The sequence below is a fragment of the Leucobacter sp. GX24907 genome (genome assembly GCF_053567335.1).
In genome coordinates, this window is the sequence record NZ_JBSGPD010000004.1 from 339,678 (window position 1) to 352,707 (window position 13,030).

11 protein-coding genes and 1 tRNA gene are annotated in these 13,030 nt (G+C 65.0%); 10 read left to right on the forward strand and 2 right to left on the reverse strand.

The window, feature by feature from the left end; translation table 11 throughout:
• Nucleotides 1–86 precede the first annotated feature (86 nt).
• The 8 genes from ACUYV6_RS08480 to ACUYV6_RS08515 all read left to right on the forward strand — a co-directional run bounded on the left by ACUYV6_RS08480 (nt 87) and on the right by ACUYV6_RS08515 (nt 8,237).
• Nucleotides 87–863, forward strand: coding sequence for an enoyl-CoA hydratase (locus tag ACUYV6_RS08480; protein ID WP_449278219.1), 777 nt, complete (start codon nt 87–89; stop codon nt 861–863).
• 41 nt (nt 864–904) lie between these two features.
• Nucleotides 905–1,627: a MazG nucleotide pyrophosphohydrolase domain-containing protein gene (locus ACUYV6_RS08485; RefSeq protein ID WP_449278220.1), complete on the forward strand. Its 723-nt coding sequence runs from the start codon at nt 905–907 to the stop codon at nt 1,625–1,627.
• Between the two features lie 74 nt (nt 1,628–1,701).
• Nucleotides 1,702–3,027, forward strand: coding sequence for a histidine--tRNA ligase (hisS, locus tag ACUYV6_RS08490; RefSeq protein ID WP_449278221.1), 1,326 nt, complete (start codon nt 1,702–1,704; stop codon nt 3,025–3,027).
• A 137-nt stretch (nt 3,028–3,164) separates the two neighbouring features.
• Complete coding sequence (gene eno / locus ACUYV6_RS08495; protein ID WP_449278222.1) at nt 3,165–4,445, forward strand: phosphopyruvate hydratase; 1,281 nt, start codon at nt 3,165–3,167, stop codon at nt 4,443–4,445.
• Nucleotides 4,446–4,477: 32 nt separating this feature from the next.
• On the forward strand, nt 4,478–5,023 hold the full coding sequence (locus ACUYV6_RS08500) for an FtsB family cell division protein (protein ID WP_449278223.1): 546 nt from the start codon (nt 4,478–4,480) through the stop codon (nt 5,021–5,023).
• A complete protein-coding gene (locus ACUYV6_RS08505; RefSeq protein WP_449278224.1) occupies nt 5,020–5,538 on the forward strand; it encodes a DUF501 domain-containing protein in 519 nt (172 codons plus the stop codon). Before ACUYV6_RS08500 ends, ACUYV6_RS08505 begins: the two co-directional genes overlap by 4 nt.
• A 175-nt stretch (nt 5,539–5,713) precedes the next feature.
• Nucleotides 5,714–7,045 carry an NAD(P)/FAD-dependent oxidoreductase gene (locus ACUYV6_RS08510; protein WP_449278225.1) on the forward strand — a complete coding sequence of 444 codons (1,332 nt, stop codon included), beginning with the start codon at nt 5,714–5,716 and terminating at the stop codon, nt 7,043–7,045.
• 58 nt (nt 7,046–7,103) lie between these two features.
• Nucleotides 7,104–8,237, forward strand: coding sequence for a methyltransferase family protein (locus ACUYV6_RS08515; protein WP_449278226.1), 1,134 nt, complete (start codon nt 7,104–7,106; stop codon nt 8,235–8,237).
• 57 nt (nt 8,238–8,294) lie between these two features.
• On the opposite strand, the gene ACUYV6_RS08520 is transcribed toward ACUYV6_RS08515, so the two are convergent.
• Complete coding sequence (locus tag ACUYV6_RS08520) at nt 8,295–9,764, reverse strand: helix-turn-helix domain-containing protein (protein ID WP_449278227.1); 1,470 nt, start codon at nt 9,762–9,764, stop codon at nt 8,295–8,297.
• Between the two features lie 117 nt (nt 9,765–9,881).
• On the opposite strand from ACUYV6_RS08520, the gene ACUYV6_RS08525 reads away from it, so the two are divergent.
• Nucleotides 9,882–11,729 (forward strand): phosphoenolpyruvate carboxykinase (GTP), encoded by a 1,848-nt coding sequence (locus ACUYV6_RS08525; RefSeq protein ID WP_449278228.1) that lies wholly within the window; start codon nt 9,882–9,884, stop codon nt 11,727–11,729.
• A 90-nt stretch (nt 11,730–11,819) separates the two neighbouring features.
• Nucleotides 11,820–11,893 (forward strand) — tRNA-Leu (locus tag ACUYV6_RS08530).
• Nucleotides 11,894–11,961: 68 nt separating this feature from the next.
• On the opposite strand, the gene ACUYV6_RS08535 is transcribed toward ACUYV6_RS08530, so the two are convergent.
• Entirely contained in the window at nt 11,962–12,918 is a 957-nt protein-coding gene (locus ACUYV6_RS08535; protein WP_449278229.1) for a tyrosine-type recombinase/integrase, read from the reverse strand.
• Nucleotides 12,919–13,030: the final 112 nt, after the last annotated feature.

Genomic DNA, 13,030 nt, shown 5'->3' on the forward strand with positions numbered 1-13,030 from the left:
TAGATCTCAGACAGGTGTGTGCGTGTCATCGCGCGTGCCAGACTGGATGGTATCTGGTTCCCATCTTCGCGACGAGAGGTAGTTCCGTGACCGACTACGAGTCCATTCTGACTGAGACCCGGGGGCGGGTCGCGACGATCACCCTCAACCGCCCGGATGCGTTGAACGCGCTCAACGCCGACCTGATGCGCGAGGTCCTCGAAGCGGGCCGTGCCTATGATGCCGACCCGGAGATCGGTGCGATCGTCATTACGGGCTCTGAGAAAGCCTTCGCCGCAGGCGCAGACATCACAGAAATGGCGGATCTCGGCTACGCCGACATGTACCTCCGGAGCCCGTTCGGGGACTTCGAGAAGTTCGCCGATCTGCGTACTCCGGTGATTGCCGCGGTCGCCGGATTCGCGCTGGGCGGCGGATGCGAGCTCGCCATGATGTGCGACATCATTCTTGCCGCCGATACCGCGAAGTTCGGCCAACCCGAGATCAACCTCGGCGTCCTGCCCGGGCTGGGCGGATCGCAGCGCCTGCCGCGCGCCGTTGGTGCGGCGAAGGCGGCCGACCTCGTACTCACCGGCCGCATGATGGGTGCCGAGGAGGCCGAACGGTCGGGTCTTGTCGCCCGAGTCGTACCCGCCGAAGAACTGCTCGAAGAGGCGGCGAAGACCGCCGAAACGGTCGCTTCGAAGTCGCTGCCAGCGGTCTATGCGGCAAAGGCTGCGCTGCGGGCGGCGCAGGAGACTTCACTTGCGGAAGGGCTGCGCTTCGAGCGTCAGTCGTTCGCCTCGGCGTTCGCACTCGCAGATCAGAAAGAAGGTATGGCCGCGTTCCGCGAGAAGCGCCGGCCCGACTTCGCGCACGGCTGACCTGGGGAGCGCGATAAGGGGCGCTCGCTAAGCTGGTGGATATGGACGACGCGGACTGTACCCGTACCTGCTCGCTCTGCGCCCTGCGCGACACTGTCAGACGCATGGTGGCTCCCGGAGGGTGTGCGTGGCACGAAGAGCAGACCCACGAGACCCTGATCCCGTATCTCATCGAGGAGACGGCCGAGTTCATCGACGCTGTCGAACGGGAGCGCCCTGCGGATGAAGTCAGAGAAGAGCTGGGAGACGTGCTCTACCAAGTCGTCTTCCATGCTGCGATTGCCGAGCGCGACCGCGAAGGCTACGACCTCGAAGAGTTGGCCTCCCAACTCGATGAGAAGTTGCGTGCCCGGCACCCCCATGTATTCGGCGACCGCGGCTATATGAGCGTCGAGGAGCTGGAGGACGAGTGGGAGCGACTCAAGGAAGACGCCTCCGGTGAGGCGCGAGGTTCCCGGGGACCACTCGACGGGATTCCGGCAGGCATGCCGTCGCTTGCCCGCGCGGCGAAGGTCGTCGAACGACTGAAACGCGCTCGTCTCATCGACCCTGAGGATGCCGCAGGCGGGCCGGCCGATCCGCTCGCCTCGGCACTCGGCCCTGACGAGCAGTGCATGGCCGAGGTCGGCATCGGTGACGCGGTGCTCAACCTGGTGATGCGGGCGAATGCAGCGGGAGTGGATCCCGACCGTGCACTGCGACTCGCAACCGAGCGGCTCGCGGCGCGCGCGATGCACGCCGAGGAATGGAGCAACGGGGACTGAGCCGACGCGCTGGTGGATGGTATCAGCGCACGCAACGCACGCAGCGCCCTCAGAGCATGGAAGAATGGGGGATCATGGCGAACCCGGTGAATCCTCCGCGCGGCATGCGCGACTTCCTCCCCGCAGACAAGGCCCGCCGAGAGCACGCACTGAGTGTGATCCGCGGCGTCTACCGCTCCCACGGCTTCGACGAGATCGAAACCCCCGTGGTCGAGGACTACGCCCGGCTGCACGCGGGGCTCGGTGGGGACAACGAGAAGTTGAGCTTCTCGATCTTGAAACGCGGGATCCGGCCCGAGGCGCTCGCCGCAGCCGCTGAGTCGGGGGATTCAGAGTCCCTCGCGGATCTCGGTCTGCGCTTCGACCTGACGGTGCCGCTCTCTCGTTTCTACGCCAGTCATCGGGCCGAGCTGCCGCCCGTGTTCCGTGCCATTCAGATCGCTCCGGTCTGGCGTGCGGAGCGCCCGCAGAAGGGCCGATACCGCCAGTTCGTGCAGGCCGACATCGACATCATCGGAGAGCCCGGGCTGCTCGCAGAGATCGAGCTGATCACCGCGACGTCGCAGACATTGGCGGCACTGGGACTCGCCGGTTGCGCGATTCGTGTGAATGACCGGCGGATCCTGTTCGGGCTTCTCGAGCACTGCGGGTTCGCGAGTGACACCCACGACCGGGCGCTCATCACCGTCGACAAGCTCGACAAGATCGGCGCGGAGGGCGTGGTTGAAGAGCTCCGCCAGATCGATGAGGCCGCGGCAGATCGTCTGGGCGAGGTCTTGCGAGACGTTGAGCCGATGCTTGACGGGTCTGTTGGCAGCGACGGCATCGAACTGACGCGCGAGGCCATCTCAGCGGTGCTGCCTACGGCCGCTGCTGGGGGAGACCTGGCCGAGGGAATCGACAATCTCGCCGACCTCGGTGCTGCGCTTTCCGGCGGGCTCCCCGAGGGCCTCACCGTGCGATTCGACCCGACGCTCGTGCGCGGTATGGGCTACTACACGGGCACGATTTTCGAGATCGCGCATCCCGGCTCGGGCAGCTCGGTGGGCGGAGGAGGACGGTACGACGGCATGATCGGCCGTTTTCTCGGCAGCGACGTACCCGCCGTCGGCTTCTCGATCGGATTCGAACGCGTCGTCGATCTCATCGAGCTGTCGGCCGATGGCGGCCCTGACGCCGTCGCTCTCGTGTTCGACGGCGACGTCGCCTTCGTCGACCTCGCCGCGCTCAAGCGCGAACTCATCGCTGCGGGGCATCGGGTGCGTCTCGAGAAGCGTCAGAAGAACATGAAGGCGCTGCTCGCACGGTTGAGGTCGGAGGGATTCGACCGCTTCGCACGCGTGCGTGCGGGAGTCTCGACGGCCGAAGAACTGAACTTCCGCGAACTCGGAGATGACTAGGACGCGACGTGCGGGCATCGCTCCCGAGCCACCCGCTTGGTGCACTGGAGCTGCCGCTAGACTTGTCCGCGGTGCGAGCTGCAGCTGGTGCCGTGGAACACCCACTGGTTCAACCCCCGACACAAGGAGACAGCAGAGTGGCATTTATCGACGCGGTGATCGCCCGTGAGATCCTCGATTCGCGCGGCAACCCGACCGTTGAGGTCGAGGTCGGTCTGACCGACGGGTCGGTGGGACGTGCAGCCGTCCCCTCTGGCGCCTCCACCGGTGCGTTCGAAGCCTACGAGCTGCGCGACGGCGACCAAGGCCGGTACCTCGGCAAGGGTGTGCTGCAGGCCGTTGACGCCGTCTTCGACGACCTGGCCCCCGCAGTCGAAGACCTGGCGGCCGACGACCAGCGCCTCATCGACCAGGTGCTCGCAGAGACCGACGGCACAGAGAACAAGCAGAAGCTCGGCGCCAATGCGATCCTCGGTGTCAGCCTCGCGGTAGCGCACGCAGCCGCTGATGCCGCTGAACTCCCGCTCTACCGCTACCTCGGCGGGCCCACCGCGAACACGCTTCCCGTCCCACTGATGAACATCATCAACGGTGGCGCGCACGCTGACACCGGTGTCGATATCCAGGAGTTCATGGCGGTGCCCCTCGGAGCTGAAACATACTCCGAGGGCCTTCGCTGGGGTGTCGAGGTCTACCACGCACTCAAGGCGCTGCTCAAGGAGCGCGGCCTCACCACCGCGCTCGGCGACGAGGGCGGCTTCGCCCCTGATCTCGAGCACAACGCGGCGGCACTCGACCTCATCGTCGAGGCCATCGAGCGCGCCGGCCTGCGTCCCGGCACCGATGTCGCCGTGGCGCTCGACGTCGCCTCCACCGAGTTCTTCGAGAACGGTGTCTACTCGTTCGAGGGGCAGCAGCGCAGCGCGGCCGAGATGATCGCGTATTACGCCGACCTGCTGGCAAAGTACCCGCTGGTTTCGATTGAGGATCCTCTCGCCGAAGACGACTGGGAGGGCTGGCGGCAGCTCACAGCCGAGCTCGGTGACAAGGTGCAGCTCGTCGGCGACGACCTGTTCGTGACCAACCCGAAGCGCCTGGCCGACGGCATCGCCCAGGGGGCCGCGAACTCGTTGCTCGTCAAGGTCAACCAGATCGGCACCCTCACGGAGACGTTCGACGCGGTGCAGCTTGCGCAGCGGGCAGGATACACGGCGGTCATGTCGCACCGCTCGGGCGAGACCGAGGACGTCACGATCGCCGACCTGGCTGTGGCCACCGATTGCGGCCAGATCAAGACCGGTGCCCCGGCGCGCTCCGATCGTGTGGCCAAGTACAACCAGCTCCTGCGCATCGAAGAAGAGCTCGGCGAGGCTGCCCGCTACGCCGGACGCGACGCATTCCCGCGGTTCTCGGCCTGAGCGCCAAACCGATCGGCTGAGTCGATACGACGATGAGCACGGCGAAGCGCTGGGCCGAAGACCTGAGAACCTGGTTCTCGAGTCTGCGATTCAGTGGCTTCACCGTCATCGTGGCGGTGCTCGTAGTGATGGGTGCGCTCATCATCAGCCCGAGCCTTTCGACGCTCGTGCAGCAGCAGCGCGAGATCGCAGATCTGCGTGAGAGCGTGCGTCAGCACCGCGAAGCCGTTGACGAGATGGATGAGTCGCGCGCGAAGTGGAAGGATCCGATCTACATCAGATCCCAGGCCCGTGACCGGCTCTACTACGTGATGCCGGGGGAGACGCAACTCAATGTGATCGACGACGTGGTGATCCCGGAAGATTCCGATGAGAACACGAGCGCCGACCTCACCCAGATCGACCAGAACTGGGTGGAGACGCTCGTCGGATCGGTGCTGACCGCCGGCACGACCGATGAGCCGGCCCCTGATGCGAATGACACGGGTGACGGGGCGGCAGAGAATCCGGATGCAGACGCGACCGATCCTGAAAGCACCCCCGATGCCGGCGAAGAGAACAGCGGAGCAGAAGAATGACCCGACCCCCCTACGAGACCCCATCCGAGGCCGATATCGCTATCGTGAGCGAGCAGCTCGGACGTGAGGCGCGAGGCGTCGTCGGCATCGCCGCACGCGCTGCTGACGGGACTCCGGCCGTGGTGGCAACCGCGCCCCGACTGCCCGACGGCAGTCCCTTCCCGACGTTCTACTACCTCTGCCACCCGGAGGCCGTTGCCGCAGCATCGCGTCTCGAGGCGAGCGGAACGATGGTCGAGTTCAATGAGCTCTTGGCCACGGATGCCGACGTGCGAGCGCAGTACGAGCGCGCGCATGCGCAGTACATCGAGGATCGCGACAGCGTGGGCGAGGTGCCCGAGATCGCGGGAGTGAGCGCCGGCGGCATGCCGACCCGCGTCAAGTGCCTGCACGCGCTGATCGGGCATGCGCTCGCAGCGGGGCCCGGGGTGAACCCGATCGGAGACCTCGCTCTCGCCCGCGGTGACTGGCATGGCTATGCCCAGACGGAGGATGACCGGGTACCCGGCGCGTAGGGCCCAGTCATACTCGTGATGTCACGTAGAATCTTCGGCGGACCCGCGGGAATCTGCCGATTCGGCGAGAACGCGCGAGATTCCGCGGTAGGGTAGTAAGGTCGGGCTGTTTGGCCCGTATTTCGCGTGCTCTGCCGTGGGCACCTACCCGCACCTGTTTCAAGGAGACTACTTCGTGGCGAAGAAGATTCTGATCGTTGGTGGCGGCTATGCAGGCTTCTACACCGCTTGGAAGCTCGAGAAGCTGCTTCGCGCCGGTGAAGCCGAGGTCACCATCGTTGACCCGTTGCCCTACATGGCGTACTTGCCCTTCCTCCCCGAGGTAGCCGCGGGCTCGATCGAGCCGCGTCACGCGGTCGTCGCCCGCCGGCGGCATCTCTCGCGTACCGCGAACATCGCGGGCAAGGTGACCGGGATCTCTCACGCGACGAAGACGGCGACGATCGAGCCGACAGTCGGCGAGACCTATGACGTCGCGTACGACCACATCGTCGTTACTACCGGCTCGGTCTCACGCACGTTCCCGATCCCCGGCATTGCTGAGAACGCGATCGGCATGAAGACCATCGAAGAGGCCGTCGCCGTGCGCGATCGTCTGGTCATGAACTTCGAGAAGGCCGCATCACTGCCGGCGGGTTCGCCCGAGCGGGCGCGATTGCTCACCGTCACCGTGGTCGGCGGTGGGTTCGCGGGCATCGAGAGCATCTCCGAGCTTCGCTCGTTCGCCACCTCGCTGCTCCGCCGCTACCCGGAGATCTCGTTCGACGAGACCGTGTTCCACCTCGTCGAAGCGATGGGGCGCATCATGCCCGAGGTTTCGGCGCAGACCGCAGACTGGGTGGTGAAGGACCAGACCCGCCGCGGCGTACAGGTTCACCTCGACACCCAGTTGTCTTCCGCAGTTGACGGAAAGATCGAGCTGTCGACCGGCGAGCAGTACGAGTCGGACCTCATCGTCTGGACGGCCGGTGTCATGCCGCGCCCGTTCCTGCGTGGAACTGATCTGCCGATCGGCCCGCGCGGCCATGTGATCGGCAGCCCGGAGCTGCGTATCACCACCGAGGAGGGAACAGCCCTCGACGGTGCGTGGACTGCGGGGGATACCTCGCAGACCCCCGATATTTCATCGACTCCCGGGCCCGGCGGATTCTGCGTTCCCAACGCTCAGCACGCCGTGCGTCAGGGGAAGCTGCTCGCGAAGAACATCGCGGCTGACCTGCGTGGTGAAGGCGTACGCCAGTACAACCACAAGAACGCTGGTGCCGTCGCTGGTCTCGGCGTCAACACCGGTGTCTTCCAGTCGGGCGGGTTCGCGCTGAAGGGCTACTTCGCCTGGCTTGCACACCGCTTCTACCATGGGCTCGCGATTCCGACGTGGGAGCGCAAGTGGCGCGTATTCGGCGGTTGGATGGGGCACTTCTTCCTCGGCCGCGACGTGGTGAGCATCGAAGCCGTGCAGGAGCCTCGCGCGATCTTCGAGGAATTCGCCTCGCGACCGAAGGCGTAGGCGACTCCGAACGATCGCTCCGTACGATCGGGAGGCCTGTCCAGGCTACTGTGGGGTCATGAGCAACACTGCGGCAGGTCGCCGCACCGCCCGCGGCGGAAGTTTCTCGTGGGTCACCGAGTCTGAATCGGCCCCACTCCTCGGCCGCAGCTACTTCGCCGTGCAGGCGATTGCGGGCGGACTGTGGTGGGTGTGCGTGTTTACCGTGCCTGCCGTGCGCGAGGCCACACTCGGCGGGCTCGCTCCGGTGCCGGTAGCGATCTTCGACCTGCCTCTTTTCGTCGTGGCCTCGGCGCTCGCGGCGTGCGGCAAGCACTGGGCGATGAGGATCGCAGTCGTGTGGACCCTGCTCGTCGCGACAGGCCTTGCAGCTTATGCCGCCCTCACCGGGCTCGCGGGCTGGGGAGCACTCCTGATGGTCGTGGCCGCGGCGGGTGGGATCGGCGCCATGCTGCTCATCGACTACGGGCGCATCCCGGCGGAGCTCATACTGCGAGGCGCCCTCGGCTTCCGCACCGCTCGGAGCGCATCGATCGGAGGACATCTGCGACGTACGCTCGTGCAGCTTTCCGGCTTCTGGATCCTCTTCCTCGCAGTGCTGCCCGTGCTCATCCGTCTCGTCGAGTTGCGCTGGAGGATCGGCATCACCTTCCACCGGGGTGCTGTGTGCCTCGGGTGCGGCGAAGACGGGGCACTTTCATCCGGCGGGTCAGTATCTCCGGATCCATTTCTCGCGGCTACGTTCTTCGGCGGCACGGAACTGCACGCAGCGTGGCCCGGAGCCATCGTCCTGATTTTCGCGAGCGCACTCGGTCTGTGGGCGGCTGTGGCGATGTCGACGCGCGGAGACGGCACGCCTCTGCCGGCGGCCACGGCGAATCGGCTTGTCGTCGCGGGCCCGTACCGTTTCGTGCGGAACCCGATGGCAGTGGCGGGCATCGCGCAGGCGATCGGCGTCGGGCTGCTGCTCGGATCGTGGCCGGTCGTGCTGTACGCCCTCTGCGGCGCGGTCTACTGGGACCGACTCGTCAGACCCTACGAAGAGGCTGACCTGGTTGCCCGTTTCGGCGAACCGTACAAAGAGTACCGTGCGCGAGTCGACTGCTGGATTCCGCGGCTCACGCCGATGCGATCCGACGGGGCTGGTGAGCCCGGCACCGGAGGCGGCGAAACGCTGCGCGTTTCGCCCTAAACCACCCGGGCTGGTGAGCCCGGCGCCCGCGGAGGCGGAAAGCTGGCGCTTTCCGCTCTAATCAACGGGCGCATGCTCCGAAAGGAAGCGATACATCTCGGTATCGTCGACTCCGGGGAAAGTGCCGGTGGGCAGCGGCGCGAGTACGTGCGCGTGCATGCGGGCGCTCGCCCACGCACGACCGTCCCAACGGGCTGACAGCTCCTCTGGCGGTGTGCGGCAGCATGCGGGGTCCGGGCAAGTCGACTTCGTGCGTATTGCAGTATCTCGGCCACGGAACCACTTCGTGTCATCGAAACGTACTCCACAGGCGATCGAGAACGGACCCGAATCGGCGTCGCCTGTCTGCACACTCGACCAGAAGGTGCCGGATGGGCTGTCGGTGTACTGGTAGAACTCGGTCGTGCGGTTCGAGCGGTTGAACGCCGTGCGACCCGCCCATTTGCGGCAGAGAATCTGTCCCTCGATCGACCCTGATTCATCCATGGGCAAGGGGAGGCCGTCGTTCTCGTAGCCGCGTAGAAGTGCGCCGGCGCTGTCCGTGCGGTAGAAGTGAACCTGGAGATCGAGGTGCCGGGTCGCGAGGTTCGTGAAGCGGTGCGCAGCGGTCTCATGGGTGACCCCGAAGGCGTCGCGCAGATCCTCAATCGCAAGATTCCGGGTGCGCTTCGCATGCTGGAGGAAGTCCACGGCGCGTGCCTCCGGCATCAGGCAGGCCGAGGCGAAGTAGTTGATCTGCAGCCGCTGCTCCAAGAACTCGGCGTAGCTCTTCGGGCGGTCGTGATGCAGCACGCGATGAGCCATAGCCTGCAGGGCGAGTGAACGCAGGCCGTGACCACCCGGAATGGAGGCGGGGGGCAGATAGATGCGCCCGTTCTCGAGGTCGGTGATGCTGCGCGTGTTCGATGGGAGATCGTCGGCGAAGATGAGCGTGAATCCGAGCATTTCGGCGAGGATCGCAACCTGCCGGTGCGTCACCGCCCCGGTCGTATGCCCCACACGTCGCATGAGGTCGGCCGCGATCTGCTCGATCTCGGCGATGTGGTTGTTGCGCTCACGCATCTTGAGTCTGATGGCGGTGTTGGTGCGCCGCGCCTCCTCAGGCGTGGCTGCCGCGGCGCGCGACCTGCGGGCGAGCTCGCGGTGCAGGCCGACGATTGCCTCCAGAGCATCGTCGCCGAGGGAGCGGGGAGTGCGCACATGCGGGAGTTGCAGCGAACTGTAAGCGGGAGTGCTTTGCGCGCGCTCGAGCTCGATTTCCAGTGCACTGCGATGATCGGGCGCCTCACGAATCAGCAGTTCCGCCGGATCCATGTCGAGGGCGCGTGCGATCGCCTGTAGCAGGGAGAGACGAGGCTCGCGTCGCCCGTTCTCGATGAGGGAGAGCTGGCTGCCGACGACACCGACGCGCTCGCCGAGCTGATCAAGCGTGAGCCCCGCGCGCGTGCGGAAGTGGCGGAGCCGCTTGCCGAGTACGAGGCGGTCCACATCAGCGTCGCTGAGTGCCGGAATCGATTCTGGTGCCATGTTTTGACTATATGTCAAGAATCCTGATTCTTTACAGTGCAAAGTGGCCGGGTGGACACCTGGTGTTCACTCAGAATGGTGGTAACACCGATTCTTGGTACTTGAGGAGAAGGACGCATGAGCAACAGCCTGACCATCGAGACCGGGGCTCCCGCCGCCGATCTGGTTCGACGCGAAGCGACCACAACCAATCCCGAGGTGCTGCAGTGGGTCACCGAAGTGGCCGAACTCACCCAACCTGACAGCGTCGTGTGGTGCGACGGCTCTCAGGAGGAGTGGAACCGCCTGACGAGCGAGATGGTCGAGGCTGGTTCGCTGATCCCGCTCAACAAGGATCTGCGCCCTGGCAGCTTCCTCGCCCGTTCGCACCCCGCCGACGTGGCACGAGTTGAGGATCGCACGTTCATCTGCTCCGAGAACGAAGAGGATGCCGGCCCGACCAACAATTGGCGCGCCCCTGCCGATATGAAGGCCGAGCTCATGCCGCTCTTCGAGGGCTCCATGCGCGGACGCACCATGTACGTGGTCCCGTTCTCGATGGGCCCAGTCGGCGGAGCCATCACTCAGCTCGGCATCGAGATCACTGATTCGCCCTACGCCGTGCTCAACATGCGCATCATGACCCGCATGGGTCAGCAGGCACTCGACGGCATCACGCCCGGGAGCGAGTGGGTGCGCACCGTCCACTCGGTCGGCGCCCCGCTCGAGACCGGCGTCGAAGATGTTGCATGGCCCTGCAACGACACGAAGTACATCACGCACTTCCCCGAGACCCTCGAAGTCTGGTCCTACGGCTCGGGCTACGGTGGCAACGCCCTGCTCTCGAAGAAGTGCTTCGCGCTGCGTATCGCCTCTGTGATGGGCAGGAACGAAGGCTGGCTCGCCGAGCACATGCTGCTGCTCAAGCTCACGAACACCGACACCGGCAAGGCCTACCATCTCTCGGCAGCCTTCCCCTCTGCGTGCGGCAAGACCAACCTCGCGATGCTGCAGCCCACCATTCCCGGCTGGAAGGTCGAGACCATCGGCGATGACATCGCCTGGTTGCGCCCCGGCCCCGACGGTCGCCTCTACGCCATCAACCCGGAGGCCGGGTTCTTCGGTGTCGCTCCTGGCACCGGCGAGTCGACCAACCCTGTCGCGATGGAGACGCTCTGGGGCAACACCATCTACACCAACGTTGCGCTGACCGACGACGGTGATGTGTGGTGGGAAGGCAAGACCGACGAGACTCCCGCTCACCTCATCGACTGGCAAGGCAACGACTGGACGCCCGAGTCCGGTCGTGCGGCGGCGCACCCGAACTCGCGCTTCACCGTGCCGATTCAGCAGACCCCGACGCTCGCCGCAGACTGGTACGAGCAGAACGGTGTTCCGCTCGACGCGATCCTCTTCGGCGGTCGCCGTGCGACGAACGTCCCGCTCGTCGCTCAGTCGCTCTCGTGGGAGCACGGCGTCTTCGTCGGCGCTACCATCTCTTCCGAGCGCACCGCTGCAGCAGAGGGCACGGTTGGCGAGCTGCGTCGCGATCCCTTCGCGATGATGCCGTTCTGCGGCTACAACATGGCTGATTACTGGGGTCACTGGCTCGAGGTCGGGAAGAAGCTTGGCGAGCAGGCCCCGAGGATCTTCCAGGTGAACTGGTTCCGCAAGGGCGCCGACGGACGTTTCTTGTGGCCCGGCTTCGGCGACAACTCGCGAGTCATCGATTGGGTGATTCGCCGTATCGAAGGCGAGCACGAGGGGCGTACGACTGCGATCGGCACGGTTCCGGCCACCGGCGAACTGAACCTTGAAGGTATTGAGGTGCCGGAGGCTGACCTCGAGGAGCTGTTCTCGATCGATTCGGCGTCGTGGTTGGCCGAGGCTGACCTCACCGAAGAGTTCTTCGCGCAGTTCGGCGATCGGGTGCCCGCGGGTCTGCGCGAGCAGCTCTCGGCACTGCGTGAGCGACTGAGCGCTTAGCCCGTCTCCCGGTCGCAGGCGATGCAAGCGACGGTATTTCGGATAGGATCAGCGGGTCCCGTGCAGTGCACGGGACCCGCTTGTTCGTTCGCCCCCATAGCCCAACCGGCAGAGGCAGTCGACTTAAAATCGATTCAGTCTGGGTTCGAATCCCAGTGGGGGCACAAGTTCCACCTGATCAGAGCGCATATTTAGTGGGCCACTCGTCGGACGACTCACCCAAATCCGGCGTTTACCCGGCGCTTTGAAAGAACTTTCCCAACGTCTCCGACATATCCGGAGCATCCGAAACACGCTTCGCATAATGCTTCTTCGTCACCCGCTCATCCGAGTGACCCAACTGGGCACTAGCCGCAGTAATACCCTTCTCGTCACGCAGGAGCGTCGCCACAGCCTTCCTAAACGACTTCGGGGTGATCTTCTCGAACTCGGTCTTCTCCACCGCCTCACGCCAATCCCTGCGCACGTTGTGAGGCCACCGGTACGTGCCCGTGGACGACGGAAATAGTTTCTCGTTGTACGCCTTAACCCTCCGGTCACGGATCATGTCAGCTGCTACCTTCGGGATACGCAGCCGACGCATGCCCGCATCGGTTTTCGTGTACTTCTGCCGCTCGAGCTTGCCCTCCTCGTTCACGATCATGGTCGCTTCGATCGTCACCCACATCTCCTCGACCGTGTCCGTGACGCTGGTGAGGTTGATCGCGAGACATTCAGCGGTGCGTGCAGCAGTTGCCGCATACAAGGTCGCCAGATCATGAATGTACGTGTCCCTGCCCGCCTTTTTGAGTGCTTTGTCGTGCTGCTCAAGGTGAGCCATAAGGCGCCGTATCGTGTCCACGTCAGGGGCATCTGGTGTTGTTCTCGTCGCCGGGACTGGGGCGGTGTTCTTCGCTAAGTTCATGTCCGTCAACCCGTGGCGTGTGGCCAGGTCGAACGCGTTGATGAGCACCGACCGTAGCGTGCGCGCACTTCCGGGGCCGTGGTTCTTGATGATGACCTTCACGAACCGGTCAAGCTTCGACACCGTAACTTCCCGGATGCGCACCGATCCGATCCCCGGCGCAATGAACGTCTCGGCACGCTTCGTGTACGTGCGCAGAGTGGATGCCGCATAGTTGTTCGATGCGCGTGCCTCATCGAGCCACTCGTTCACCAACTGCATGACGGTCGACTGGGGCTGCTGCACGAGTAGGTGACAACTGTCTCAGGCAGCGAGTGCGACCTGCTCGTACATAATGGCCTCGTACTCGACCGGCGCCAAACGCCCCAACTTGGCCTGTCGACGACGCCGGTGATAG

Excerpts from the sequence above, each read along its gene's own strand:
- ACUYV6_RS08520 (WP_449278227.1), bottom strand. The coding sequence starts at position 9,764 with ATGGCACCAGAATCGATTCCGGCACTCAGCGACGCTGATGTGGACCGC.
- hisS (WP_449278221.1), top strand. The coding sequence starts at position 1,702 with ATGGCGAACCCGGTGAATCCTCCGCGCGGCATGCGCGACTTCCTCCCC.
- ACUYV6_RS08500 (WP_449278223.1), top strand. The coding sequence starts at position 4,478 with ATGAGCACGGCGAAGCGCTGGGCCGAAGACCTGAGAACCTGGTTCTCG.
- ACUYV6_RS08485 (WP_449278220.1), top strand. The coding sequence starts at position 905 with ATGGACGACGCGGACTGTACCCGTACCTGCTCGCTCTGCGCCCTGCGC.
- ACUYV6_RS08505 (WP_449278224.1), top strand. The coding sequence starts at position 5,020 with ATGACCCGACCCCCCTACGAGACCCCATCCGAGGCCGATATCGCTATC.
- ACUYV6_RS08525 (WP_449278228.1), top strand. The coding sequence starts at position 9,882 with ATGAGCAACAGCCTGACCATCGAGACCGGGGCTCCCGCCGCCGATCTG.
- ACUYV6_RS08515 (WP_449278226.1), top strand. The coding sequence starts at position 7,104 with ATGAGCAACACTGCGGCAGGTCGCCGCACCGCCCGCGGCGGAAGTTTC.